Source organism: Geodermatophilus sp. URMC 64, from assembly GCF_053502555.1.
On sequence record NZ_CP199955.1, the window covers coordinates 2296421 to 2320124 of the forward strand.

25 protein-coding genes are annotated in these 23704 nt (G+C 76.3%); 18 read left to right on the forward strand and 7 right to left on the reverse strand.

Annotated elements, in window-relative coordinates; translation table 11 throughout:
* Positions 1–15 precede the first annotated feature (15 nt).
* Genes ACWIYF_RS11255 through ACWIYF_RS11275 form a run of 5 tightly spaced genes read left to right on the forward strand, consistent with a single transcriptional unit; the run spans position 16 to position 3988 of the window.
* Positions 16–381 (forward strand): thioesterase family protein, encoded by a 366-nt coding sequence (locus ACWIYF_RS11255; RefSeq protein ID WP_448628217.1) that lies wholly within the window; start codon positions 16–18, stop codon positions 379–381.
* Between the two features lie 28 nt (positions 382–409).
* Positions 410–1303: a phytanoyl-CoA dioxygenase family protein gene (locus ACWIYF_RS11260; protein ID WP_448628218.1), complete on the forward strand. Its 894-nt coding sequence runs from the start codon at positions 410–412 to the stop codon at positions 1301–1303.
* 21 nt (positions 1304–1324) lie between these two features.
* Positions 1325–1492 (forward strand): twin-arginine translocase TatA/TatE family subunit, encoded by a 168-nt coding sequence (locus ACWIYF_RS11265; RefSeq protein ID WP_448628219.1) that lies wholly within the window; start codon positions 1325–1327, stop codon positions 1490–1492.
* Positions 1489–2973, forward strand: a complete 1485-nt coding sequence (locus ACWIYF_RS11270) for a class I adenylate-forming enzyme family protein (RefSeq protein WP_448628220.1) — start codon at positions 1489–1491, stop codon at positions 2971–2973. Before ACWIYF_RS11265 ends, ACWIYF_RS11270 begins: the two co-directional genes overlap by 4 nt.
* Before the next feature lie 13 nt (positions 2974–2986).
* The gene (locus ACWIYF_RS11275) at positions 2987–3988 is read left to right on the forward strand and encodes a phosphotransferase family protein (RefSeq protein WP_448628221.1); all 1002 of its coding nucleotides are present in this window, start codon (positions 2987–2989) and stop codon (positions 3986–3988) included.
* 3 nt (positions 3989–3991) lie between these two features.
* Here the strand turns inward: ACWIYF_RS11275 and ACWIYF_RS11280 are convergent, their stop codons facing one another.
* On the reverse strand, positions 3992–5329 hold the full coding sequence (locus tag ACWIYF_RS11280; protein WP_448628222.1) for an amidohydrolase family protein: 1338 nt from the start codon (positions 5327–5329) through the stop codon (positions 3992–3994).
* On the reverse strand, positions 5323–6495 hold the full coding sequence (locus tag ACWIYF_RS11285; protein WP_448628223.1) for a CoA transferase: 1173 nt from the start codon (positions 6493–6495) through the stop codon (positions 5323–5325). Before ACWIYF_RS11285 ends, ACWIYF_RS11280 begins: the two co-directional genes overlap by 7 nt.
* Positions 6496–6588: 93 nt before the next feature.
* Here ACWIYF_RS11285 and ACWIYF_RS11290 point away from each other — a divergent pair, with 93 nt between their 5' ends.
* Genes ACWIYF_RS11290 through ACWIYF_RS11315 form a run of 6 tightly spaced genes read left to right on the forward strand, consistent with a single transcriptional unit; the run spans position 6589 to position 11861 of the window.
* Complete coding sequence (locus tag ACWIYF_RS11290) at positions 6589–7731, forward strand: thiolase family protein (protein ID WP_448628224.1); 1143 nt, start codon at positions 6589–6591, stop codon at positions 7729–7731.
* 30 nt (positions 7732–7761) lie between these two features.
* Entirely contained in the window at positions 7762–8073 is a 312-nt protein-coding gene (locus tag ACWIYF_RS11295; RefSeq protein ID WP_448628225.1) for a hypothetical protein, read from the forward strand.
* Between the two features lie 17 nt (positions 8074–8090).
* Positions 8091–9077, forward strand: a complete 987-nt coding sequence (locus ACWIYF_RS11300; protein ID WP_448628226.1) for an enoyl-CoA hydratase/isomerase family protein — start codon at positions 8091–8093, stop codon at positions 9075–9077.
* Positions 9074–9799, forward strand: coding sequence for an NADPH-dependent F420 reductase (gene npdG / locus ACWIYF_RS11305; protein WP_448628227.1), 726 nt, complete (start codon positions 9074–9076; stop codon positions 9797–9799). The genes ACWIYF_RS11300 and npdG overlap by 4 nt, the downstream gene beginning before the upstream one ends.
* 44 nt (positions 9800–9843) lie before the next feature.
* Positions 9844–10404: a gluconokinase gene (locus ACWIYF_RS11310; RefSeq protein WP_448628228.1), complete on the forward strand. Its 561-nt coding sequence runs from the start codon at positions 9844–9846 to the stop codon at positions 10402–10404.
* Complete coding sequence (locus tag ACWIYF_RS11315; protein WP_448628229.1) at positions 10401–11861, forward strand: GntT/GntP/DsdX family permease; 1461 nt, start codon at positions 10401–10403, stop codon at positions 11859–11861. Before ACWIYF_RS11310 ends, ACWIYF_RS11315 begins: the two co-directional genes overlap by 4 nt.
* Here the strand turns inward: ACWIYF_RS11315 and ACWIYF_RS11320 are convergent.
* The 3 genes from ACWIYF_RS11320 to ACWIYF_RS11330 all read right to left on the reverse strand — a co-directional run bounded on the left by ACWIYF_RS11320 (position 11858) and on the right by ACWIYF_RS11330 (position 15687).
* Positions 11858–14491, reverse strand: a complete 2634-nt coding sequence (locus ACWIYF_RS11320; RefSeq protein ID WP_448628230.1) for an ATP-binding protein — start codon at positions 14489–14491, stop codon at positions 11858–11860. The two genes, ACWIYF_RS11315 and ACWIYF_RS11320, sit on opposite strands and share 4 nt — an antisense overlap.
* A 74-nt stretch (positions 14492–14565) precedes the next feature.
* Positions 14566–15006 (reverse strand): hypothetical protein, encoded by a 441-nt coding sequence (locus ACWIYF_RS11325; protein WP_448628231.1) that lies wholly within the window; start codon positions 15004–15006, stop codon positions 14566–14568.
* Positions 15007–15045: 39 nt separating this feature from the next.
* On the reverse strand, positions 15046–15687 hold the full coding sequence (locus ACWIYF_RS11330; protein ID WP_448628232.1) for a class I SAM-dependent methyltransferase: 642 nt from the start codon (positions 15685–15687) through the stop codon (positions 15046–15048).
* 79 nt (positions 15688–15766) lie between these two features.
* On the opposite strand from ACWIYF_RS11330, the gene ACWIYF_RS11335 reads away from it, so the two are divergent.
* The gene (locus tag ACWIYF_RS11335) at positions 15767–16480 is read left to right on the forward strand and encodes a dienelactone hydrolase family protein (RefSeq protein WP_448628233.1); all 714 of its coding nucleotides are present in this window, start codon (positions 15767–15769) and stop codon (positions 16478–16480) included.
* A 28-nt stretch (positions 16481–16508) separates the two neighbouring features.
* Here the strand turns inward: ACWIYF_RS11335 and ACWIYF_RS11340 are convergent, their stop codons facing one another.
* Both ACWIYF_RS11340 and ACWIYF_RS11345 read right to left on the reverse strand, forming a co-directional pair.
* Positions 16509–17681 (reverse strand): 4-hydroxybenzoate 3-monooxygenase, encoded by a 1173-nt coding sequence (locus ACWIYF_RS11340; protein ID WP_448628234.1) that lies wholly within the window; start codon positions 17679–17681, stop codon positions 16509–16511.
* Between the two features lie 50 nt (positions 17682–17731).
* Positions 17732–18508: an IclR family transcriptional regulator gene (locus tag ACWIYF_RS11345; RefSeq protein ID WP_448628235.1), complete on the reverse strand. Its 777-nt coding sequence runs from the start codon at positions 18506–18508 to the stop codon at positions 17732–17734.
* Positions 18509–18582: 74 nt separating this feature from the next.
* Here ACWIYF_RS11345 and pcaH point away from each other — a divergent pair, with 74 nt between their 5' ends.
* The 6 genes from pcaH to ACWIYF_RS11375 are packed head-to-tail and all read left to right on the forward strand — an operon-like array spanning position 18583 to position 23685.
* Positions 18583–19329 carry a protocatechuate 3,4-dioxygenase subunit beta gene (gene pcaH, locus ACWIYF_RS11350; protein ID WP_448628236.1) on the forward strand — a complete coding sequence of 249 codons (747 nt, stop codon included), beginning with the start codon at positions 18583–18585 and terminating at the stop codon, positions 19327–19329.
* Complete coding sequence (gene pcaG / locus ACWIYF_RS11355) at positions 19326–19976, forward strand: protocatechuate 3,4-dioxygenase subunit alpha (protein WP_448628237.1); 651 nt, start codon at positions 19326–19328, stop codon at positions 19974–19976. Before pcaH ends, pcaG begins: the two co-directional genes overlap by 4 nt.
* Before the next feature lie 22 nt (positions 19977–19998).
* Positions 19999–21324, forward strand: coding sequence for a 3-carboxy-cis,cis-muconate cycloisomerase (gene pcaB / locus ACWIYF_RS11360; protein ID WP_448628238.1), 1326 nt, complete (start codon positions 19999–20001; stop codon positions 21322–21324).
* The gene (pcaD, locus tag ACWIYF_RS11365) at positions 21321–22100 is read left to right on the forward strand and encodes a 3-oxoadipate enol-lactonase (protein WP_448628239.1); all 780 of its coding nucleotides are present in this window, start codon (positions 21321–21323) and stop codon (positions 22098–22100) included. The genes pcaB and pcaD overlap by 4 nt, the downstream gene beginning before the upstream one ends.
* Positions 22097–22483, forward strand: coding sequence for a 4-carboxymuconolactone decarboxylase (gene pcaC, locus ACWIYF_RS11370; protein WP_448628240.1), 387 nt, complete (start codon positions 22097–22099; stop codon positions 22481–22483). Before pcaD ends, pcaC begins: the two co-directional genes overlap by 4 nt.
* Positions 22480–23685 (forward strand): MFS transporter, encoded by a 1206-nt coding sequence (locus ACWIYF_RS11375; RefSeq protein ID WP_448628241.1) that lies wholly within the window; start codon positions 22480–22482, stop codon positions 23683–23685. The genes pcaC and ACWIYF_RS11375 overlap by 4 nt, the downstream gene beginning before the upstream one ends.
* The last annotated feature ends 19 nt before the right edge of the window (positions 23686–23704 follow it).

Below are 23704 nucleotides of genomic sequence, written 5' to 3' on the forward strand. Positions count from 1 at the left end.
ACCGAAGGAGAGAGAGTGCGCGACACCCTGGTCGCCGGCCTGACCAACGAGCTCACCCACACGATCACCGCCGAGATGAGCACCGGGCACACCGGCACGCCGGTGCTGTCCACGCCTTCGATGATCGGGTTGATGGAGGGCGTCTGCCTGGAGGCCGCCCAGCCGCACCTCGACGAGAAGGAGGTGACGGTCGGCACGCACGTCTGCGTCTCCCACGTCGCCGCGTCGCAGCTGGGCGAGGAGGTGACGGTCTGGTGCGAGCTCTCCGAGAAGAACCGCCGCCGGCTCACCTTCAAGGTCCGGGCCACCGTCGGTGACCGGCTGCTCGGCGAGGGCACGCACGAGCGGGCCGTCATCGACACCAGCCGGTTCGCCTCCTGAGCCCCGCCGACCTGTCGAAGGAGAAGAGATGACCACCCAGGAACTGACCGAGCCGACCGACGTCGCGATCCCCTGGCGCACCGAGGACCTGCCGAAGCTCACCTCCGACGTCGACCAGGCCCTGGCCGACCTGCAGGCGTGGGGGTTCTGCTACCTGGCCGACGCCCTGCCGCCGGCGCAGCTGGCCACCGTCCGGCAGCGGCTGATCGAGCAGGCCCGCGCCGAGGCCGAGGCCGGCATCGGCCGCTTCGACACCGGCGCGCACCCGTCGAAGTACGAGGGCGCCGGGATCAACCAGCGCGTCGGCATGCTGGTGAACAAGGGCGTGGAGTTCCACGAGGTCATCCAGCACCCCGGCGTCAGCAGGCTGCTGACCGCCCTGCTGGGCGAGCGCTACCTGCTGACCAGCTACACCGCCAACATCACCGCGCCGGGGTGCGAGCGGCAGCTGCTGCACCAGGACCAGGGCTACGTCTCCTGGCCGCAGCCGGCCTACCCGATCGTCACCCAGGTCCTCTGGACGCTCGACGACATGACCGACCTCAACGGCGGGACGCGGATCGTCCCGGGCAGCCACCTGTGGACCGAGCCGCTGCAGGACCAGAACCACCCGACGATCCCCGTCGAGGCGCCGGCCGGTACCGCGGTGCTCATGGACGGCCGGCTCTGGCACGGGGCCGGGGCCAACCGCGCCGACCACCTGCGCCGGGTGCTGCTGTCCAACTTCTGCCGGGTCTGGGTCCGGCAGCAGGAGAACCCGTTCCTGGGCCTCGCCCCCGAGGTGGAGGCGTCGCTGAGCCCGGAGATGCGCCGGCTGCTCGGCTTCCGCGTCTGGGGCACCCTCGGCGGGGTCGGCGAGCCGCAGGCGATCGTCGACGGCTTCGCCACCCGGCCCACCACGTTCACGACCCGGATGTCCTGACCCACCGATCGGAGGCCCTCCATGGCCGGACTCGGCGCCCCGGAGATCGGTCTGATCCTCCTGGCCGTGTTCCTGCTCGTCGGCTACAAGAAGCTGCCCGACGCCACCCGCGCGCTCGGCCGCTCGCTGCGGATCCTCCGCGGCGAGCTGCGCGCACCGGTGGACGCCGGCACCCGCGACGCGGCATGAACCTGACGCTGCTGCTGACGATGGCCGCCGACGCGTTCGGCGACCGGGTGGTGGTCGGGCCGCGCGACGGCGGGCTGACCGCCGCCCGGTTGCGGGACCTGGCCGCGGGCGGTGCGGCCGCGGTGCGGGCGGCCGGCGCCGACGCGATCGTGTACCTCGCGGTCAACGGCCCGGCGTTCCCGGTGGCGCTGTTCGCCGCCGCGTACGCCGGCGTCCCGCTGGTGCCCGTCAACTACCGGCTGGGCGCCGAGCAGGTCGAGGCGCTGCTGGCCCGGCACCCGCGGGCCTACGCCATCGTGGACGACGACCTGCCCGTCCCCGCCGGCCTCGACGCGCGGACGCCGCTCGCCTGGCTGGCGACCGCCGCCGAGCAGGCCGGGGTCGACGAGCCCGAACCCACCGAGGCGCCCGCGGTGGTGATCTACACCAGCGGGACGACGTCGGCGCCCAAGGGGGTGCTGCTGCGGCACGAGAACCTGGTGTCCTACGTGCTCGGCACGGTCGAGTTCGCCGGGGCGGGGCCGGAGGAGGCGGCGCTGATGAGCGTGCCGCCGTACCACATCGCCGCGGTGTCGAACGCGCTCACCAACCTGTTCGCCGGCCGCCGCGTGCTGGTGCTGGAGGCGTTCACCCCGGAGAGCTGGCTGGACCTCGTCCGCGCCGAGGGCGTGACGCAGGCGATGGTCGTGCCCACCATGCTGGCCCGCATCCTGGAGCACGACGGCGACCGCTCGGTGCCGACGCTGCGGTCGCTGGCCTACGGCGGGGCGCCGATGCCGACGCGGGTGATCGAGCGCGCGCTGCGCGAGTGGCCGGAGGTGGACTTCGTCAACGCCTACGGGCTGACCGAGACCAGCTCCACGATCACCGTGCTCGGCCCCGAGGAGCACCGCACCGCGCTGGCCGCCGAAGACCCGGCGGTGCGTGCCCGGCTGGGCTCGGCCGGGCGGGCGGTGCCGGGCATCGAGCTCGAGGTCCGTGACGAGCTCGGGGAGCCCGTGCCGGCCGGCACGTCGGGGCTGATCTGGGTGCGCGGCGAGCAGGTGTCCGGCGAGTACGCCGGCAGCGGCCCGTCGGTCGACGAGCGGGGCTTCTTCTGCACCCGGGACCAGGGCCGGCTGGACGCCGACGGCTTCCTCTTCGTGGAGGGGCGGGTCGACGACACGATCATCCGGGGCGCGGAGAACATCGCGCCGGCCGAGATCGAGGACGTGCTCCTGCGGCATCCCGAGGTCGCCGATGCCGTGGTCGTGGGCGTGCCCGACGAGGAGTGGGGGCAGCGGATCGAGGCAGCCGCCGTCCTCGCCCCCGGCAGCGGACTGACCGAGGAGGAGCTGCGCGCGCACGTCCGCGCGTCGCTGCGCGGGTCCAAGACGCCCGACCGGATCGCGTTCTGGGACGAGCTGCCCCGCACGGTCACCGGCAAGCTGCTCCGCCGGGACGTCGTCGGCCGGCTGACCCGCCAGCTGACCGACGTCTGACGCCGGGACCGGCATGGATCCCGACGAGCTGACCGGCCGGCTGCAGCGCTGGGTGACGGCCGAGGTGCTCCCGGGCGGCCGGGTGGCCGGGCTCGCGCCCATGCCGGGCAACGCCGGGCTGAGCTTCGGCTTCGACGTCGTCGACGACGGCGGCGAGGTGCGCCGGTCGCTGGTCGTCCGGTTCGCCCCGCCGGGCGTGCGCCGCAGCGGCAACACCGATGTGCTGCGGCAGGTGCCGCTGCTGCAGGCCCTGGAGAAGGCGGGCATCCCGGTCGCGCCGCTGGTCTGGTGGACCGGCGACGAGTCCTGGTTCGGCACCGACGCGATCGTGCAGGAGCGGCTGACCGCCCGGTCGCTGACGCTGTGGGGCGCCGATCCGGTTCCCGACCCGGAGCCCTTCCTGCGCGGCGCCGTGGACACCCTCGCCCGCATCCACGCGCTGGACTGGCCGCACCTGCTCGCCGGCTGGGAGCGGCCCCGGCCGATCGCCGAGGAGGTGGGCTTCTGGGAGCGGCTGCTGGCCAAGCACCTCGACCCGGCCTGGACGCAGGCCGGGCAGCGGCTGGCCGCCGCGCTGCTGCGCACCGACCCGGACGCGCACCGCACCGGGCTGTTCCACGGCGACTACCACACCAGCAACATCCTGTTCGACGTCCGGACCGGGGCCGTCGCGGCGGTGGTCGACTGGGAGATCGCCGGCATCGGCGCCACCGGGCTGGACCTCGGCTGGCTGGCGCTGATGACCGACCCGTCGTGCTGGCACCCGTCCTGGCGGGCGGGCATGCGGGTGGTGGCCGAGCCGCGGCAGCTGCGCGCGTGGTACGAGGCGGCGGCGGGCGTCGAGGTGCCGCACGCCGACTGGTACCAGGCCCTGGCCTGCTACCGGTTCGGCGCGATCGCCGGGTTCAACGTGCGCCTGCACCGGACCGGCCGCCGTCCCGACGCGCTCTACGAGGAGATGGCGAGCTCGGTGCCGGTCTTCTTCGCCCGCGGCCTGGAGCTGGTCGGCGGCTGAGCCCTACCGGACCCGCGCTCCGCCGATGAGCACCGCGCGCACCGCGGCGGCGGTGGGCTCGGCGAGCTGGTCGGCCAGCGGCCGGTCGAGCAGCACCAGGTCGGCCGGGGCACCCGGGACGACGCGACGGCCGTCGGTGAGCCGGTCGAGGGCCGCGCCGGGGGAGAGGCGCTCGGCCGCGCCGACGACGCGCCCTGATCGCGTGCGCCGGGTGACCGCCGCGGCCAGCACGGCCCACGGGTCGAGCGGCCCGAACGGCGCGTCGGAGGAGAGGGCGACGGCCACCCCGGCGTCGACCAGCGACCGGCAGCGGTAGAGGTCGTCGTGCTCGTCCGGCGGGACGTCGCGCAGGTAGTCGTCGCCGCGGTCGGCGAGGAAGCCGGGCTGCGTGACCACCGTGAGCCCGCGCAACCGGCCGATGAGCTCGGCCGGGACCAGCGCGGCGTGCTCGACGCGGTCCCCGGGATGCCGTCCCGCGGTGTCGAGCGCGGCCAGCAGCAGCACGAGGGCCTCGCGGGTCACGCAGTGGACGGCCACGGCCCGGCCGGCGGCGTGCGCGGCGCGGATCCGGTCGGCCAGCTCGTCGAGCCCCGGCAGCCCGGAGTCGGCGAGCACGATCTTCTGCGGGCCGGCGGCGAGGTGCGGGGGCAGCGGCCGGTCCAGCGGTGCGCCCAGGACGGTGAGCCGCTGCGGCAGCCCGGCGGCGGCGAGCGCGTCCAGCGCAGCGTCGTCGAGGTCGGGCGTCGCGTCGGTGACTGCCGTTATCCCCAACTCGGCGAGTCGCCGGCCGACCGGCGCGAGATCGGGCGGCGACGCGGGCAGCCGCCCGCGCAGCCAGGCGTCGGCGCGCCAGAGCCGGCCGGTGGGGGTGCCGTCGGGGCCGCGCTCGATGCCGGGGGCGTCGGCGGTGGCCAGCCCGAGCTCCTCGGCGCCCGCGGTGTTGACCACCCACAGCGCGCCGCTGCGGTGCTGCACCCGCACCGGCCGCGCGCCGTGCAGCCGGTCCAGCGCCGCGGCGTCGAGGTCACCGGCCACCGATTCGGCGTAGCCCACACCGCGCACCCAGCCGTCGGCACCGGGAGGGGCGGCGGCGAGGGCGGCGGCCAGGCCGCCCGCGTCGCGCACCTCCGGTGGCCCGCAGCGCACCGACGCCGCCGTGGTCGCGAGGGCCATCAGGTGCAGGTGCGCGTCGACCAGCCCCGGCAGCAGCGCCCCGCCGCGGGCGTCGAGCACCTCCTCGGCCGGCGCCCGCTCCAGCGAGGCCGCGACCTCCGCGACCCGGTCGCCGCTCACCCGCACGTCGGCCCGGTGGCCCGCCACCTCGGCGCCCCGGATCAGCACGGCAGGCCGAGCTCGTGCAGGACGGCGGCGGTGTCGGCCCCGGACGCCGGCGCGGCGCCCTCGACCGCGCGGCGCCGCGGCGGCGCGACGGGCAGGTCCCCGGCCGGCCGGGACGGCGTCCCGTCGAGGGTGCGGGCGACGACGTCGGTCATCGAGACGTCCCACAGGACGCCGGTGCCGTCCGCCGGCGCGGTCGTCGCCAGCACCGCGGCGGTCAGCCCGGTGAGCGGGTCGGCGAGCGCGTCCCCGCAGAACAGCGGCGAGCCGTCGGCGTCGGCGGCGACCAGGCCGGCCGCGGCCGCGACGTCGTCGCCGAACCCCACCCGGCCCGACCCGCGGCCGGCCGCGGTGATCGAGATCCACGTCGTCCCGGCCGCCACCGCCGCCGCGGCATCGAGCCCCCAGCCGGCCAGCGCCCGCGGCCGCGACGCCTCGATCACCACGTCGGCCGCCGCCACCAGCCGGCCCAGCGCCGCCCGGCCCGCGGCGGTCGCCGGGTCGAGGACGACGGAGCGGTGCCCGGCGTGCAGCAGCCGGTAGAACCCCGGCTCCCCGCGGCGGGCACCGTCCGGGCGGGACGGCGTCTCCACCTTGACCACCCGCGCCCCGGCCAGGCCCAGCAGGGACGCGCTCAGCGGGCCGGCCCACAGTGCGCTGAAGTCGACGACCAGCAGCCCGGCGACCGGCCGGGCCGGCAGCTCGGGGAGGGCGGGGCCCGCCGGTCGCGGCCGCACGGGGGCGGCCGCGACGCCCAGCAGCTCGGCGCGCTCGGCCAGCTCGTCGCCGGGATGCGCGCGCAGCCATGCCGCGACCTCCGGCCATGGGTCGCTCGGGAGTTCTCGGCCGACCAGCGCGCCGAGCAGCGCGGGGTCGTCGGGCCGGGTGCAGGAGACGGCGGCCCAGCCGTCGCCGGTGGGCAGCAGCCGGCAGCCGCCGCCGACCGAGACCGCTCCGCGGCGCCGCCCGCCGGTGAACGCCGCCCGCTCGGCCAGCAGCGCCGGCCCGTCGAGGTGCACCCCGGTGCGCGCGGCGAACCGGTCGGCGAGCTCGCGGGCCGCGGTCGCGCCGCGGCCGGGCGGGACGAGCGGGGGCCCGTCCGCGCGGCCGGTGAGCGCGACGACCCCGCTCGCCGCCCAGTCGGCGGCCGGGTCGGTCGGGGCGGGCACGCGGCGACCATACGGGGGTCTAGGCCGATGCGTCCGGGACGCGTATCGTGCCAGGCATCCGTGTGACACTGACGTCAACAACAGGAGCATGCGATGCGCGAGGCAGTCGTCGTCGAGGCCGTCCGCACCCCCATCGGCAAGCGGAACGGTGGGCTCTCCGGCGTGCACGCCGCCGACCTGTCCGCGCTGGTGCTGATCGAGCTGGCCGAGCGCACCGGCCTGGACCCCGACCTGGTCGACGACGTGGTGTGGGGCTGCGTGTCGCAGGTGGGTGACCAGTCGAGCAACATCGGCCGCTTCGCCGTCCTCGCGGCCGGGTGGCCCGAGACCGTCCCCGGCACCACGGTGAACCGGGCCTGCGGGTCCAGCCAGCAGGCGCTGGACTTCGCCGCGCACGCCGTGATGTCCGGCCAGCAGGACGTCGTGGTCGCCGGCGGCGTCGAGACCATGTCGCGGGTGCCGCTGGGCGCGGCCCGGCAGAGCGGCTTCCCGTACGGGCCCAAGGTCATGGCCCGCTACGACGACTTCCCGTTCAACCAGGGGATCGGCGCGGAGTTGATCGCCGAGAAGTGGGGCTTCTCGCGCACGCAGCTCGACGAGTTCGCCGTCCTCTCCCACGAGCGCGCCGCCGCCGCGCAGGACGCGGGCGCCTTCGACGCCCAGCTGGTCCCGGTGCCCACCGACGGCGGCACCGTCACCGCCGACGAGGGCGTGCGCCGGGGCAGCAGCGTCGAGTCGCTGGCGAAGCTCAAGCCGTCGTTCAAGGAGGACGGCGTCATCCACGCCGGCAACGCCTCGCAGATCTCCGACGGCGCCGCGGCGCTGCTGGTCACCACCCCGGAGAAGGCGGCCGAGCAGGGCTGGACGCCGATCGTGCGGTACCACTCCGGCGCCGTCTCCGGCGCCGACCCGATCCTCATGCTCACCGGCCCGATCCCGGCGACGGAGAAGCTGCTGCGCAGGTCGGGGATCGCGATCGAGGACGTCGGCGTCTACGAGGTCAACGAGGCCTTCGCCCCGGTGCCGCTGGCCTGGCTGGCCGAGACCGGCGCCGACCCGGCGAAGCTCAACCCGCTCGGCGGCGCGATCGCCCTGGGCCACCCGCTCGGCGGCTCCGGTGCGGTGCTGATGACCCGGATGGTCCACCACATGCGCGACCACGGGATCCGGTACGGACTGCAGACGATGTGCGAGGGCGGCGGCACCGCGAACGCCACCCTCGTCGAGCTCGTCTGACGACCCCAGAACTCCAGGAGGTAGGGACACATGCAGCTGCGCGTGGGACAGACGCTGGTCAGCCCCGTGGACACGGCGTCCTTCGTCGTCGTGCGGGCGCCGTCGGCGGAGGTGGAGCTGACCTGCGCGGGCGTGCCGCTGTGGGACCCGAAGGGCGGTGGCGACACCCCGGACGGCGCCGCCGACCCCGCCCAGCAGGACGGCACCCAGCTCGGCAAGCGCTACGTCGACGCGGAGCTCGGTCTGGAGCTGCTGTGCGCCAAGCCGGGCCAGGGCACGCTCGCGGCCAACGGCGCGCCGCTCCCGCTCAAGGACGCCAAGGCGCTGCCCGCCTCGGACTGACGGCGCGGCTGGTGCTCGTGACCGCGCTCGACCCCGCCGGCCGGCTGCGCGAACCCGTGGCGTTCGTGCCGCTGGACAGCGCCGGGCCGGACGACGTCGACGCCGCCCTGCGCGACGCCGGCGTGGTCGTGGGCGTGTCCCGCGGCGGCCCGCCCGACCCCGCCGCCGCGGCCGCCTGCGACCTCACCCTGACGGCCGGGGCCGCGCCGCGCGAGGCCGTCGCCGTCCCGGACGTCGACGCGGCGGTCGCCGCGCTGGCCGACCGGGTCGGCGCCTGCCCGCAGGCCGCCGGCGTCCTCGCCGGGCTGCTGCGGTGGAGCGGGCAGCTGCCCGCCGCGGCCGCGCTCGAGGCCGAGTCGCTGGCCTACTCGACGCTGCTCGCCGGCCCGGAGTTCGCCGCGTGGCTGGCCCGCCGGGGCCCGCGGCCGCAGCCGCCGCCGGTGCCCGAGCCGGTGCTGGTCGACCGGACGGACGGCGAGCTGCGGATCACCCTGAACCGCCCTGAACGGCGCAACGCCTACGGCCGGGCGCTGCGCGACGCGCTGGTGGACGCGCTGGCGGTGGCCGAGCTGGACCCGACCGTGGACCGCGTCGTGCTCGACGCCGCGGGGCCCGACTTCTGCTCCGGCGGCGACCTCGACGAGTTCGGGACCGCCGCCGACCCGGTCACCGCCCACCTGGTGCGCACGCGCGCCGGTGCCGCGCTGCCGCTGGCCCGGCTGGGCCCGCGGGTGGAGGCCCGGCTGCACGGCAGCTGCGTCGGCGCCGGGATCGAGCTGCCGGCCTGGGGGGGCCGCGTGCTGGCGGCGCCGGGCACCCGGTTCGTCCTGCCCGAGCTCGCCATGGGCCTGCTGCCGGGCGCCGGCGGAACGGTGAGCATCCCGCGGCGGATCGGCCGCTGGCGGACGCTCTGGCTCGCGCTCTCCGGCGCGGCCCTGGACGTGACGACCGCCCTCGAGTGGGGGCTGGTCGACGAGATCACCGAGACAGAGGAGAACCGATGACGACCACCGCAACGCAGCAGCCGGCCGCGGCCCGGCCGCCCGTGGACGTGTCCCGGCTGACCGTCGGGGTGCTGGGCGGCACCGGTCCGCAGGGCCGGGGGCTGGCGGTGCGGCTGGCCGCGGCCGGGCAGCGCATCCTGCTCGGCTCCCGGGACGCCGGCCGGTGCGGCGAGATCGCCGCGCAGGTGGCCGAGCGGGCGGGCACCTTCGCAGGGGCGGAGGTCTCCGTGCAGGGCGGCACCAACGCCGACGTGGCCGGCGCGGCGGACCTGGTGATCGTCGCGGTGCCCTTCGGCGGGCACGCCGACACCCTGCGGCCGCTGGCCGCGCCGCTGGCCGGCAAGGTGGTCGTGGACTGCGTGGTGCCGATGGGCTTCGACGAGCTCGGCGCCCACGTCATCGACGTGGCGGAGGGCAGCGTCGCCCAGCAGGCCGCCGCGCTGCTGCCCGATTCCACCGTGGTGGGGGCGTTCCACCACCTGTCCGCGGTGCTGCTGGAGGACCTGGCCCGCCCGACCCTGGACGGCGACGTGATGGTGGTCGGGGACGACCGGGCGGCCACCGATCTGGTGCAGGCGCTGGCCGGGCGGCTGCCGGGGATGCGCGGGATCTACGCCGGGCGGCTGCGCAACGCCCGCCAGGTCGAGGCGTTGACGATCAACCTGGTGTCGGTCAACCGCCGCTACAAGGCGCACGCCGGAGTGCGCATCACGGATGTGTAGAGCTCCGGTCGCCGCTCCGGAGGAGCGGGCCTAGCGTCGGGATCATGGCTGAGGACGACGGCCGACCGCGGACGACGACGATCGTGGTCATGGGCGTCTCCGGCGCCGGCAAGTCCACCGTGGCCGCGGAGCTGGTGCGTCGTCTCGGCTGCGCGTTCGCCGAGGGCGACGAGTTCCACCCGCCGGAGAACGTCGAGAAGATGCACGCCGGCATCCCACTGGACGACGACGACCGCTGGCCGTGGCTGCGCCGGCTGGCCGGCTGGATCGGTGAGCACGAGGCCGCCGGGCGCAACGCCGTCGTCACCTGCTCGGCGCTCAAGCGCGCCTACCGCGACCTGCTCCGCGACGGGCACCCGTCGGTCTGGTTCGCCCACGTCAGCGCCGAGCCCGAGCTGATCGCGGACCGCCTCGAGCACCGCAGCGGCCACTACATGCCGCCGTCCCTGCTGAGCAGCCAGTTGGCCACTCTCGAGCCGCTGCAGCCCGACGAGCGGGGGGCGGTCGTCTCCGGCATCGCCCCGCCCGCGGACGTGGCCGCGGACGTGCTCACCGCGCTCAGCAAGGAGCGCGACGTCTCCCTCCCTCCCGAGGAGCGCTCATGACCGTGCTCGCCGCCGTCGACCACACGGGCAGCGACCCGCTGCTGGTGACCGCCGCGGTGCTCGGCATCGCCACCGTCGTCGTGCTGATCACCTGGCTGAAGGTGCACCCCTTCCTGGCTCTCATCCTCGGCTCCGCGGTGCTCGGCGCGGTGGCGCTCGTGGCCCCCGACGACATCGTCACGAGCTTCACCACCGGGGTCGGCGCGACGGTGGGCAGCGTCGGGCTGCTCATCGCCCTCGGCGCGATGATCGGCGGGATGCTCGCCGAGTCCGGCGGCGCCGACCGGGTGGTGCACGCGTTCGTCGACCGGGTGCCGCCCGGCCGGCTGCCGTGGGTCATGGGCGGGGTGGCCGCGCTCATCGGCATCCCGCTGTTCTTCGAGGTGGGCGTCGTCCTGCTGATCCCGATCGTGCTGCTGGCCGCCCGGGAGACCCGGCAGCCGGTGCTGCGCGTCGGCATCCCCGCCCTGGCCGGGCTCTCGGTGCTGCACGGCCTGGTGCCGCCGCACCCCGGGCCGCTGGTGGCCATCGACGCCCTCGACGCCGACCTCGGCCGCACGCTGATCTTCGGGCTGATCGCCGCGATCCCGACGGTGATCCTGGCCGGCCCGGTGTTCGGCAACGTCATCAGCGAGCGGGTGCGGATCGAGGCGCCCGCGCTGGTGGCCGCCGGCGTCGGAGGCCGGGACGAGCCGGGCGAGGCCACGCCCGCCGGACGGCCGGCCACCGGGGGCGGCGGCGTGGACGATCCGCGGGACCCCGACGCGCTCGGCGTCGAGCGGCCCCGCCGGCTGCCGAAGCTGGGCCCGACGATCGCCACGGTCCTGCTGCCGGTGGTGCTCATGCTGCTGCGAGCGATCGGGGAGCTGACCCTCGACGAGGGCAACGGGCTGCGCACGTTCCTCGACATCATCGGGACCCCGGTCGTCGCGATGCTCCTCGGCGTGATCGTCGCGATGTTCACGCTCGGCACCGCCGTCGGCTTCGGCCGGGAGAAGATCTCGGCCACGCTCGGCGGCTCGCTGCCGGGGATCGCCGGCATCCTGCTCATCGTCGCCGCGGGCGGCGGCTTCAAGCAGGTGCTGGTCGACTCGGGCGTGGGCGACCTGGTCGGCCAGGCGGCGGAGGGCGCGAGCCTCTCGCCGCTGATCCTCGGCTGGCTGGTCGCGGTCGGCATCCGGCTGGCGACCGGGTCGGCCACGGTCGCCACCATCACCGCCGCCGGCATCGTCTCGCCGTTGGCCGCCGGGCTGGACGCGAACACCGTGGCCCTGCTGGTGCTCGCCATCGGCGCCGGGTCGCTGTTCTTCTCCCACGTCAACGACGCCGGCTTCTGGCTGGTCAAGGAGTACTTCGGCATGACCGTGGGGCAGACCATCAAGAGCTGGTCGGTGATGGAGACGATCATCTCCGTCGTCGGCCTGGTGGCGGTGCTGCTGCTGTCGGTGGTCGTCTAGCCCCGGACGCTGCGGATGACCACCGTCGTCCCGGCCGGGCTCGGCGTCGCGGTGATGTCGGCGGCCGCGCTCATCAGTGCGGAGCCGCGGCCGCGGTCCATGCTCGGCACCCGCTCGCGCCACTGCCCGTAGTCGCGGACGGCGATCTCGACCACACCGTCGGCGACCTCCGCGGTCACGTCGAAGAACGGCTGTGTCGGCGACTGGGCGTGCTCGACGGCGTTGGTCGCTGCCTCGCAGGCGGCGAGCACGAGGTCGTAGACGTCGTCCTCGTCCAGCCCGGCGCCGGTGAGGAGGCCCTGCAGCCGCCTGCGGACGGCGGGGACGGCGCTGGCGCTCGAGGGGAACCGCCACGCGGCGCGGTCGACGTCCTGCGGCGGCGGGGCCGTGCGCGGGTCCGGCACCGCCGCGACGGGGGACGGGGCGACGGCGGGCGTGGCGACCGGGCGGGGGGACGGCGGGGCGGCCGGACCCGCCGGCAGCGGCTCCCGGCCGGCGGCCCGCTCGAGCAGCACGCGCACGCGGGCCACGAGCTCCGGTGCGTCGAACGGCTTGGCGAGGTAGTCGTCGACGCCCGCGGCGAACCCCTCGACCGCCGCCTCCTGGCCGGCGCGGGCGGTGAGCATGAGGACGGGGATCCGCCGGGTCGCCGGGTCGCGGCGCAGGGTGCGGAGCAGCTCGAAGCCGTCGACGCCCGGCATCATCACGTCGGTCACCACGAGGTCCGGCGGCGCGGCGGCGACGCTGTCCAGCGCGGCGCGGCCGTCAGCGGCGGTGCGGACGGTCCAGTGCGGGGCGAGCAGGCGGGTGAGGTAGGCCCGCATGTCGGCGTTGTCGTCGACCACGAGCACGCCGGCTCCGGACGCGGGCCCGGTCGGCGTGGGCGCCGCGACGTCGTCCCAAGGCAGCGATGCCGCCCCGGCCGCGGCCTCCGACGGCGCCGCCGGGGCCTGCCCGGCGGCGTCCGGCGACCCGTAAGGGATGCGGACGGTGAAGGTGCTGCCCGCGCCGGGCCGGCTCGCGACGTCGACCGTGCCGCCGTGCAGCCCGACCAGCTCGCGGACCAGCGCGAGCCCGAGCCCGCTGCCCTCCCGGCTGCGGGCGGCGCTCTCCGCCACCCGGTGGAACCGCTCGAACAGCCGGGGCAGCTCCTCGGCGGGGATGCCCACACCGGTGTCGGAGACGGTGAGCTCGAACCCGTCGTCGGCCGGGCGGAGGGTGACCGCGATGCCGCCGACGAAGGTGTACTTGACCGCGTTGGCGACGAGGTTGACGACGACCTTCTCCCACATCCGCGGGTCGACGTGCGCCGTCCGGGGCAGCGGTGGGCAGTCGATGTCGAGGCGCAGGCCGGCGCGCTCGGCGGCCGAGCGCAGCAGCCCGGCCAGCTCGGCGGTCAGCCCCGCGACGTCGGTCGCGACCCGGACAGCGGTGGCCCGGCCGCCCTCGATTCGGACGAAGTCCAGCAGGTCGTCGACCAGCCGGCGCAGCCGCCGGCCGTTACGGAGGGCGAGCTCCAGGGGCTCGCGGACGTCGTCGGTCAGCCCGCCGCCGCGCAGCAGGTCGGCGATCGGCGCCAGCAGCAGCGTCAGGGGCGTCCGCAGCTCGTGGCTGACATCGGCGAAGAACGCGGTCTTGGCCCGGTCGAGCTCGGCCAGCGCCTCGGCCCGGCTGCGCTCGGCGGCGTAGGCGCGGGCGTTGACCACCGCGCCGGCGAACTGGCCGGCCAGGAGCGCGTGGAAGGAGCGGTACTCCTCGTCGACCGCGCGGTTGGGGCTCACCCCGGCGAGCAGCACCCCGACCGGCTCGGCCCCGGGGGCCCCGGCCAGCGGCAGCACGACGGCGTCGCGGACGGGGTCGCCCCAGGGGCCGCCGTGCACCCCCAGCCCCTCCACCGTGCCCGCGGCCAGCTCCCCGCTGCGCTGCATGTCCTCCGGCAGCAGGTCGGGGGCGCAGCCCACGACGGCCGCTCGCCGCAGCCGCCCGTCCGGGCCGGACAGGTAGACGGCGGCGAAGGGCACGTCGAGCGGGCCGCCGGCCAGCGCGGCGCACATCTGCTCGACGGTCGACCGCTCGTCACCGAGCCGGCCGGCGGAGGTGGCCACCTCGTGCAACAGGCGCTGCCGGCGCTCGGCGATCACCTGGCGGGTCACCTCGGTGCAGACCGCGTGCATCCCTGCGACCTCGCCGTCGTCGGCGAAGGCGGGGGCGTGCGAGACGGTGAAGTAGGTCTCCTCGCGGTAGCCGGCCCGCTCGAGCAGCAGGAGCAGCTGCGGGATCCACGAGGCCTCGCGGGCGACCATCGCGTGCTCGACCGGCCCCTGCAGGGCGGCCCAGCCCTCGGCGAGGGTCACTCGCAGGTCGTCGCCGATGGCGCCGGGGTGCTTGGCGCCGATCAGCGTGGCGTAGGCGTCATTGTAGAACTGCGTGTAGCCCGGCCCCCACGCCAGGATCATCGGGAACCGCGAGGCCAGCACCGTCCGGACGGCGAAGCGCAGGCTGGCCGGCCAGGTCTCCACCGGCCCCACCGGCGTGCTCGACCAGTCGAACGCGGCCATCAGCCGGCCGTTCTCGCCTCCGCCGCGGAAGAGCTCGGCGCCGTCGGGTCCCGCGGGGAGATCGGGGACCACAGCACCTCCAGCACGGCGACGATCGGGCGACCCGCACCGTACCCGCCCGACCCGAGCGGTGCCGTTCGCGGTGCTCAGGGCCCGCCGTCCCCCGGGTCCTCCTCCTCGGGCCGCCCCCGTCGGCGCAGCATCCCGGCCACCGACCCCATCCGGCTCTGCGCCTGGCGCAGGCCGTGGATCAGCGGCATGAGGTCGTCGTTGATGCGGCGCAGGGTCTCGGGGACCGTGTCGACGACCGGGTCGTCGAGGACCCGCCCCACCCGCTCGAGGCCGGGGCGGAGCGCACGCACCGGCTCCTCCAGCTCCTCGACGAGCGCCTCGAGCCGCTCGGCGGTGCGCTGCGCCGAGGCGATGGTGTCCTTGGCCGCCGTCGTCGCCTCGGTCAGCTGGCGGACCGTGCCCTGCAGGTCGGTCAGCGTGCGCGGCAGCTGGGCCAGCGCCTCGGTCTGCTGCTGCATGAGGGTGAGCAGCTCGGAGAGCCCCGGGATGCGGCCGAGGCTGCGGAATGGGTCCACGCGTGCACCGTCGGGGACGGCGGCGACCCGCGCAACCCGTCAGCCGGCGGGGCGGTGGGCGGCCACCCGGTGGACGACGCCGCCGAACCCGGCCTGGTCGGCCCCGGTGACGGCGAACCCCGCGGCCGCGGCCAGAACCCGGGGCTCGCGCAGCAGGTCGTCGGCCTGCCACCGGACGGCGAGCGGGTTGAGCAGCCGCTGCACGCCGCGCAGCACCCGCCCGCGGGCCGGCCCGTGCTCCACCAGGACCAGGCGGCCGCCCGGCGCCAGCACCCGCCGCGCCTCGCGGAGCACCGCCGCCGGATCGGCCACCGTGCACAGCGAGTACGTCGAGACCACCGTGTCGACCGACCCGTCGGGCAGGTCGACGGCGTGCGCGTCGCCGCGGCGCAGCTCCACCCGGCCGCCGAGGCCCGCGGCGGACACCCGTGCCCGGGCGCGCGCCAGCATCTCCTCCGACAGGTCGACCCCGACGATCCGGACGACGTCGTCGGGATACAGCGGCAGGTTCAGGCCGGTGCCGACGCCCAGCTCGAGCACGGTGCCCCGGGCGCGGGAGGTGGCCCAGCGGCGCTGGTCGCCGAGCAGCCGCCGCTCGACCCCGCCGAACTGGCGGTCGTAGTCGTCGGCGTGCGTGTCGTAGTAGCCCCGGACTCGGGCGGGATCCAGGCCGGTCGCCATCGCCCGAGCATCGGCGCGGGGCCGCGCGGGCCGCAAGACCCGGTGGGCGTCCGGCGGTCCGGCTGGTAGGACGGCGCACATGCCGATGACGACGGTCCCCGGAGCGGCCAGCGCGCCCGAGCTCGACGCCTACCTGGCGGTGCCGGCCGTGGGGGAGGGGCCGTGGCCGGGCGTGGTCGTCGTCCACGAGGCCTTCGGGCTCACCGACGACACCCGGCAGCAGGCCGACCGGCTGGCCGCCGCCGGCTACCTCGCCGTCGCGCCCGACCTGTTCACCGCCGGCGGGGCGCTGCGCTGCCTGCGCGCGACCTTTCGCAGCCTGATGCGCGGGGAGGGAGACGCGTTCGGCGACCTCGAGGCGACCCGGGCCTGGCTGGCGGCGCGGCCGGACTGCACCGGCCGGGTCGGCGTCCTCGGCTTCTGCATGGGCGGCGGCTTCGCGCTGCTGGCCGCTCCACGCGGGTTCGACGCCGCCGCGCCCAACTACGGGATGCTGCCGAAGGACCCCGAGGAGGTGCTGCGCGGCGCCTGCCCGGTGGTCGCCAGCTACGGCGGCCGCGACCGGGGACCGATGCGCGGCGCGGCCGGCCGGCTGCGGACGGCGCTCGCCCAGCTCGACGTCCCGCACGACGTCAAGGAGTACCCGGAGGCCGGGCACTCCTTCCTCAACCGGCACAACGCCGGGCCGTTCGCCGCCCTGGAACGGATCGCCGGGTTCGGCTACCACCACCCGTCGGCCGAGGACGCGTGGGCGCGCATCCTCCGCTTCTTCGACCGCCATCTCCGGGGCTGAGCGGGCCTTCTGTACCGAAAGCCCGGAGTCAGCCCTCGATGGGGAGGCCGGTGTAGTTCTCCGCGAGCTCGCGGGCGGCCGCCTCCGAGGCGCACACCCGCCGCAGCTGGGAGAGCTGCAGCTGCGCGTCGAAGTCGTCGCCGGAGCGGTGCAGCATCGAGGTCATGAACCAGGAGAAGTGGGTGCACCGCCACACCCGCTCCAGCGCCCGCTCGGAGTAGGCGTCGACCAGGTCGGTCTGCTTCTCGTGCAGCAACCGGACCAGCGCGGTGGCCAGCCGGGTGACGTCGGCGACGGCGAGGTTGAGCCCCTTCGCGCCGGTCGGCGGCACGATGTGCGCGGCGTCGCCGGCGAGGAACAGCCGGCCCCGGCGCATCGGCGCGCTGACGAACGAGCGCATCGGCAGGATCGACTTGTCGGTGACCCGCCCGCGGTTGACCGACCAGCCCTCGTGCGCGAACCGGGTGTCGAGGGCGTCCCAGATCCGCTCGTCGGACCAGTCCTCGATCTTCTCGCTCGGGTCGACCTGCAGGTACAGCCGGGAGATGGACGGCGAGCGCATCGAGTAGAGCGCGAAGCCGTCGGGGTGCCAGGAGTAGATGAGCTCGTCGGTCGCCGGCGCCGCCTCGGCCAGGATGCCGAGCCAGGCGTAGGGGTAGGTGCGTTCCCACACCTGCCCCCGCCCGCCCGCGGTGACGACGGGCCGGGAGACGCCGTGGAAGCCGTCGGTGCCGGCGATCACGTCGCACTCGAGCACCTGGGCGTTGCCGTCGGCGTCGGTGAACCGGATCCGCGGGCTGTCGGTGTCGACGTCCTCCGGGACGACGTCGGAGACGCCGAACAGCAGCGGCGGGCCGCCGTCCAGCTGTGCCTTGATGAGGTCCTTGACCACCTCGGTCTGCCCGTAGACCCACACGGTGCGCCCGCACAGCTCCTTGAAGTCGAGCTTGAACCGGGTGCCCGGGTACTGCAGGTAGATGCCGCGGTGCTCCAGCCCCTCGCGCTGGAGCCGCTCGCCCACCCCGGCGGCGATCAGCGTGTCGACGGAGTGCTGCTCGAGGATGCCGGCGCGGATCCGGCCCTCGACGTACTCGCGGGACCGGTTCTCCAGCACGACGGAGTCGATGCCCTGCAGCGCCAGCAACCGCGACAGCAGCAGGCCGGCCGGACCGGCGCCGATGATCCCCACCTGAGTTCGCACGGGGGGAGTGTGACGCCCGCTACGCCGACAGGGCGAGCGGGCGCTTCCGATCAGCGGAAGGCCTCGGCCCGCGCCAGCTCCCGCCCGATGCCGCGGGCGGCCACCTCGAGCACGGGCACGAGCCGGGCGGCGTCGCGCCGGTGGGAGGGGACGACGATGCCGAGCGCCCCGGCGACGACGGCGCTGCCGGTGCGCTCGACCCGGATGGGGACGGCGACCGACAGCGTGCCGAGCGACATCTCCTCCGCGGTGCGTGCGAAGCCCCGGCGGCGGATCTCGCCGATCTCGCGGCGCAGCCGCACCGGGTCGACGACGGTGTGCCGTGTCTCGCGGGTCAGCGAGCGCAGCACGTCCTCGGCCACGTCGTCCGGGGCGGCGGCGAGCAGCACCTTGCCGACCCCGGTGGCGTGCAGCGGCAGCCGGCTGCCCACCTGGCTGACCACCGGCACCGACTCGCGGCCGGAGATGCGCTCCACGTACAGCGCCCGCGTCCCCTCGCGGACGGCGAGGTGCACGGTGTCGCGGGTGGCGGTGTGCACGTCGAGGAGGAACGGCGCGGCCACCTGGCGCAGCTCCAGCTGCACCGGGGCGAGCAGGCCGAGGTCCCACAGCTTGCGGCCGATCTCGTAGCGGCCGTCGCCGCGGCGGGTCAGCGCTCCCCAGGCGGTCAGCTCGGCCAGCAGCCGGTGGACGGTGGTGAGCGGCATGCCGGAGCGCTCGGCGATCTCGGACAGGGACAGCCGCGGGGCGCCCGGGTCGAAGGCGTCGAGCACCGCCAGCGCGCGGGAGGTGACCGACCGCCCGGGGGTGCGGCTGCGTCCGGCCATCCCGCCGTCCTTCCCTTCCGTCCATCGGAAGCGATGGCTTGGGCAGCGTACGGCCGGGCCGTACCTTTCCGCCTATGACCGGGACCACATCCGAGCGCGGGCTGATCCTGCCGCGCTACCTGCGCGAGCCCGCCGAGCGGCGCACGCCCGTCGGTTTCCCCGACTACCGGAGCACGGCGCTGCGCGCTCCGCTGCGGACGCCGGTGGACCTGCCGCACCGGCTCACCGAGGTCACCGGCCCGGTGCTCGGCCAGGACCGGGTCCTGTCCTCCGACGCCGACCTGACGCTGCGCAACGGCGGTGAGGCCCTGGGCCAGCGGATCCTCGTCTACGGGCGGGTGCTCGACAGCGACGGCCGCCCGGTGCCCGACGCGCTGGTCGAGGTGTGGCAGGCCAACGCGGCCGGCCGCTACCGGCACGTCGTCGACAACTGGCCCGCGCCGCTCGACCCGCACTTCGACGGGCTCGGCCGCGTGGTCACCGACAGCCTGGGCCGCTACGAGTTCCTCACGGTCAAGCCCGGCGCCTACCCGTGGGGCAACCACCACAACGCGTGGCGCCCGGCGCACATCCACTTCAGCCTGTTCGGCCGGGCCTTCACCCAGCGCCTGGTCACCCAGATGTACTTCCCGGACGACCCGCTGTTCGGCCAGGACCCGATCTTCAACGCGATCCCGCCCACGGCGCGGCACCGGGCGATCAGCCGCTACGACCTCGAGCGCACGCAGGACAACTGGGCGCTGGCCTTCCAGTGGGACATCGTGCTGCGCGGCAGCGACCAGACCCCCTTCGAGACCCAGGACGACGGAGACGTGGCGTGACCCTCAACCCCCTCGACGTCCCGCCGGACCCGACCACGCCGTTCCAGCCCCGCTCGGGGCGGCGCGGCAGCGGCTTCCTCACCGAGCCGTTCCGGCTGGGCCTGACCCCCAGCGCGACGGTCGGCCCCTACCTCGCCATCGGGCTCACCTGGCCGGACGGCGTCTGGGCCGCGGCCGAGGGCACGGAGGGCGGGATCTGGATCCGCGGGCAGGTCTTCGACGGCGCGGGCGAGGTCATCCCCGACGCGATGATCGAGACCTGGCAGGCCGACCCGGACGGCGGCTTCCCGTCGCCCGAGGACCCCCGCGGGGCGGCGTCCTACCCCGGCTTCCGCGGCTACGCCCGCGCCCAGACGCTCACCGGCCAGTTCGAGGTCTTCACCCTCAAGCCCGGCCGGGTGCCGGACGGCGAGGGCGGCCTGCAGGCGCCGCACATCGACGTCTCGGTGTTCGCCCGCGGCCTGCTCGACCGCGTGGTCACCCGGATCTACTTCGCCGACGAGGCCGCGGCCAACGCCGAGGACGCCGTCCTGCGGACGGTGCCCGAGGACCGGCGGCGGACGCTGGTCGCGGAGAAGACCGACGACGGCTACCGCCTGGACATCCACCTGCAGGGAGACGACGAGACCGTCTTCTTCGCGGTCTGACCCGCTCCGGTAGGAAGGTCGCGTGAGCGGTCTCTGGGACGGCACCTTCGCCCGCGGCAGCGCGGCGGCCGCCGTCTCCGACGAGGCGTGGCTCCGCGCGCTGCTGGACGTGGAGGCCGCCCTGGCCCGGGCCGCCGCGCGCACCGGCCTGGTCCCGACGACGGCGGCCGACGCGGTCACCGCGGCCTGCGCCGACCCGTCGCGGCTGGACCTCGCGACCGTGGTGGCGCGGGCCGCGGACGCCGGCAACCCGGTGCCGCCGCTGGTGAAGGCCCTGCAGGCCGCGGTCGGGGACCGCGACGCGGTCGCCGTGCACGTGGGCGCCACCAGTCAGGACGTCCTCGACACCGCGCTGCTGCTGCTCGCCCGGTCGGCGATCGCGGCCATCGACGCCGACCTGGCCGCGGCCGCCGAGGCAGCCGCCCGCCTGGCCGCCGAGCACCGGGACGCCGTCCTCATGGGCCGCACGCTCATGCAGCAGGCGCTGCCCACGACCGTCGGGCTCAAGGCGGCGGGGTGGCTGGCCGGGCTGGACGGCGCCCGGCTGCGGCTGGCCGAGGTGGTCGCGTCGCTGCCGGTCCAGTACGGCGGCGCCGTCGGCACGCTGGCCGCCAGCCGGGGGTCGGGCCGCGACGTCCGGGCGGCGCTGGCCGACGAACTGGGCCTGGCCGGCACCGCCGCGCCGTGGTTCACGGTCCGGCTGCCGATCGCGGACCTCGCCGGGGCGCTGGGCGCGGCGGCGGGCGTCGTCGCCACGGTCGCCGTCGACGTCGTGCTGCTCGCGCAGAGCGAGGTGGCCGAGGCCGCCGAGGTCGCCGAGGGGCGGGGCGGCTCGTCGGCCATGCCGCACAAGGCCAACCCGGTCGCCGCGATCTCCGCCCGCGCCTGCGCCCGCCGCGCCCCCGGCCTCGTGGCCACGCTGCTCGGCGCGATGGAGCAGGAGCACGAGCGCGCCGCGGGCGCCTGGCACAGCGAGTGGCCGACGCTGACCGCGCTGCTCACCACGGTCGGCTCCGCCGCCTCCTGGCTCGCCGAGAGCCTCGCCGTCCTCCGGATCGACGCCGACCGCATGGCCGCCACGGTGGCGGCCGCCGCCGAGCCCGCCCTCGCCCAGCGGGCCACCGAGGCGCTCGCCGGCACGCTGGGCCGGGCCGCCGCCCACGAGGCGGTCGCCGAGGCGGCTCGGCGGGCGCGCGAGAGCGGCCTGCCGCTCGCCGCCGTCCTGGCCGAGCGGAGCGACCTGGACGGGTCGCTGCTGGCGGCGGCCGGCCCCGACCTGGGCGAGGCCGGTGCGCAGACCGACGCCGTCCTGGCCGAGCACCGCAGCCTGACCGAGGGAGAGAGATGACCGCCGTGGACGTCGCCCACACCGTGGACGGGCCGGAGGACGCGCCCGTCGTCGTCCTGTCCAACTCGCTGGGCGCGGACCGCGGCATGTGGGACCCCCAGGTGCCGGCACTGGCCGAGCGCTACCGCGTGGTCACCTACGACACCCGCGGGCACGGCGCCTCGCCGGCGCCGGAGGGGCCGTACACGCTGGACGACCTCGTCGACGACCTGGTCGCGCTGCTGGACCGCCTCGGCGTCGAGCGCGCGCACGTCGCCGGGGTCTCCCTGGGCGGGATGACCGGCCTGCGGCTGGCCGCGCGGGAGCCGTCGCGGGTGCACCGGCTGGCGGTGCTGTTCAGCTCGGCGAAGACCGAGCCGCAGGGGTTCCTCGACCGGGCCGCCGCCGCCCGCTCCGGGGGCACCGCCGCCCTGGCGCCGGCCGTGGTCGCCCGCTGGCTGACCCCCGGCCACGCGGCCGAGCACCCCGACCTGGTCGCGAAGCTGGAGAGGATGGTCGCGGACGCCGACGACGAGGGCTACGCCGCCTGCTGCGAGGTGGTCGCCGGCCTGGACCTGCGCGAGGACCTCGGCCGGATCGCCGCGCCTACGCTGGTCGTCTCCGGCGCCGAGGACCCCGCGCTGCCGCCCGAGCACCAGCGCGCGATCGCCGACGCGATCCCCGGCGCGGAGCTGGTCACCGTGAGCCCGGCCGCCCACCTGGGCAACCTGGAGCGGACGCTGGAGGTCACCGGCGCGCTGCTGGCCCACTTCGACGCGGCCGGGGGTACCCGATGAGCACCGACGACGAGCGCCGCGAGGCCGGCATGCGCACGCGGCGGGAGGTGCTCGGCGACGCGTGGGTCGACCGCGCCGTCGCGAACACGACGCCGTTCACCGCGGACTTCCAGGACTTCATCACCCGGACGGCGTGGGGCGACCTGTGGCAGCGGCCGGGGCTGGCGCGCCGGGACCGCAGCCTGCTGACGCTGGCGATCACCATCGCCCTGCGGCACTGGGACGAGTTCGCCCTGCACGTGCGCGCGGCGAAGAACAACGGCCTCACCGACGGGGAGATCGCCGAGGTGCTGCAGCACGCCGCGATCTACGCCGGCGTCCCGGCGGCTAACCACGCCTTCAAGGTGGCCGCGCCGATCCTCGAGGAGCTGCGGCAGGCATGAGCCGGGCGGCCGGCTCCCGGCTCCTGCTGGCCGCCGTGCTGCTGGCCGGGTTCAACCTGCGCGGCGCGATCGCCGCCGTCGGCCCGGTCCTGCCCGAGATCCGCGCCGACCTCGGCCTGTCGCCGACGGTCGCGGGACTGCTCACCACCCTGCCGGTGCTCTGCTTCGCCGCGCTGGCGCCGGCCGCCGCCGGCCTCGGCCGCCGGCTCGGGGCCGAGCGGGCGATGCTGGCCGGGCTCGTCCTCCTCACCGCGGCCATCGCCGTGCGCGTGCTCGACGGCGCCGCCGTCCTGCTCGCCGGCACCGTCCTGATCGGTGCGGCCATGACGGTCGGCAACGTGCTGCTGCCGCCGGTGGTCAAGGGGGAGTTCGGACCGCGGGCCGGCACGGTGACCGGGCTCTACACGACCATGCTGGCCGCCGGTGCGGCCGCGACCGCCGCGCTCACCGCCCCGGTGTCCGCCCTGTGGGGCTGGCGCGCCGGGCTGGCCTGCTGGGCGGTGCTCGCCCTGCTCGCGGCCGTCGTGTGGGCCCGGGCGACCCGGCCGGGCAGTCCCGACGCACCCGCGCCGCCGGAGGCCGGGCACGGCCTGCGGGTGTGGCGGTCCCCGCTGGCGTGGGCGGTCAGCGTGCTGCTGGCGGTGCAGTCGGCGCTGTACTACGCCGTCACCGCGTGGCTGCCGAGCCTGCTGCTGGACGAGGTCGGCGGCGTCGACGCCGGGGTGGCCGCCGCGACCACCTTCCAGCTGGTCGGCATCGCCGGCACGCTCGTCGTCCCCCTGGTGGTGCGCCGGTGGGCCGGGCAGCGGGTGCTGGGCGTCGCGGTGGCCGCGGCGTGGGCCGTGCTGGTGGCCGGCCTGCTGGCCGCACCGGCGGCCTGGCCGGTGTGGGCCGCCGTCGGCGGGCTCGCGCAGGGCGCCGGCGTCGCGCTGGCGTACACGCTCATCGTGCTGCGCAGCGCCGACGAGGACCAGGCGCGCCGCCTGTCGGGCATGGCGCAGGTAGTGGGCTTCACCGGGGGCGCGGCGGGGCCGCTGGCCGTCGGTGCGCTGTTCGCCGTCAGCGCCGGGTGGGTGCTGCCGCTGATGCTGCTCCTCACGCTCACCGCGGGGTACGCCGCCGTCGCCCTGGTCGCCGGCCGGTCGGGCACACTGGCAGAACCCCTTCCGCCCCACGGAAGTCGGGTACGCGCGGGCGGGTGACCGCCGTCACGCTTCGAGT

Excerpts from the sequence above, each read along its gene's own strand:
- ACWIYF_RS11290 (WP_448628224.1), top strand. The coding sequence starts at position 6,589 with ATGCGCGAGGCAGTCGTCGTCGAGGCCGTCCGCACCCCCATCGGCAAG.
- ACWIYF_RS11315 (WP_448628229.1), top strand. The coding sequence starts at position 10,401 with ATGACCGTGCTCGCCGCCGTCGACCACACGGGCAGCGACCCGCTGCTG.
- ACWIYF_RS11270 (WP_448628220.1), top strand. The coding sequence starts at position 1,489 with ATGAACCTGACGCTGCTGCTGACGATGGCCGCCGACGCGTTCGGCGAC.
- ACWIYF_RS11375 (WP_448628241.1), top strand. The coding sequence starts at position 22,480 with ATGAGCCGGGCGGCCGGCTCCCGGCTCCTGCTGGCCGCCGTGCTGCTG.
- pcaD (WP_448628239.1), top strand. The coding sequence starts at position 21,321 with ATGACCGCCGTGGACGTCGCCCACACCGTGGACGGGCCGGAGGACGCG.
- npdG (WP_448628227.1), top strand. The coding sequence starts at position 9,074 with ATGACGACCACCGCAACGCAGCAGCCGGCCGCGGCCCGGCCGCCCGTG.
- ACWIYF_RS11265 (WP_448628219.1), top strand. The coding sequence starts at position 1,325 with ATGGCCGGACTCGGCGCCCCGGAGATCGGTCTGATCCTCCTGGCCGTG.
- pcaC (WP_448628240.1), top strand. The coding sequence starts at position 22,097 with ATGAGCACCGACGACGAGCGCCGCGAGGCCGGCATGCGCACGCGGCGG.
- ACWIYF_RS11330 (WP_448628232.1), bottom strand. The coding sequence starts at position 15,687 with ATGGCGACCGGCCTGGATCCCGCCCGAGTCCGGGGCTACTACGACACG.
- ACWIYF_RS11345 (WP_448628235.1), bottom strand. The coding sequence starts at position 18,508 with ATGGCCGGACGCAGCCGCACCCCCGGGCGGTCGGTCACCTCCCGCGCG.
- ACWIYF_RS11310 (WP_448628228.1), top strand. The coding sequence starts at position 9,844 with ATGGCTGAGGACGACGGCCGACCGCGGACGACGACGATCGTGGTCATG.
- ACWIYF_RS11335 (WP_448628233.1), top strand. The coding sequence starts at position 15,767 with ATGCCGATGACGACGGTCCCCGGAGCGGCCAGCGCGCCCGAGCTCGAC.
- ACWIYF_RS11295 (WP_448628225.1), top strand. The coding sequence starts at position 7,762 with ATGCAGCTGCGCGTGGGACAGACGCTGGTCAGCCCCGTGGACACGGCG.
- ACWIYF_RS11260 (WP_448628218.1), top strand. The coding sequence starts at position 410 with ATGACCACCCAGGAACTGACCGAGCCGACCGACGTCGCGATCCCCTGG.
- pcaH (WP_448628236.1), top strand. The coding sequence starts at position 18,583 with ATGACCGGGACCACATCCGAGCGCGGGCTGATCCTGCCGCGCTACCTG.
- ACWIYF_RS11275 (WP_448628221.1), top strand. The coding sequence starts at position 2,987 with ATGGATCCCGACGAGCTGACCGGCCGGCTGCAGCGCTGGGTGACGGCC.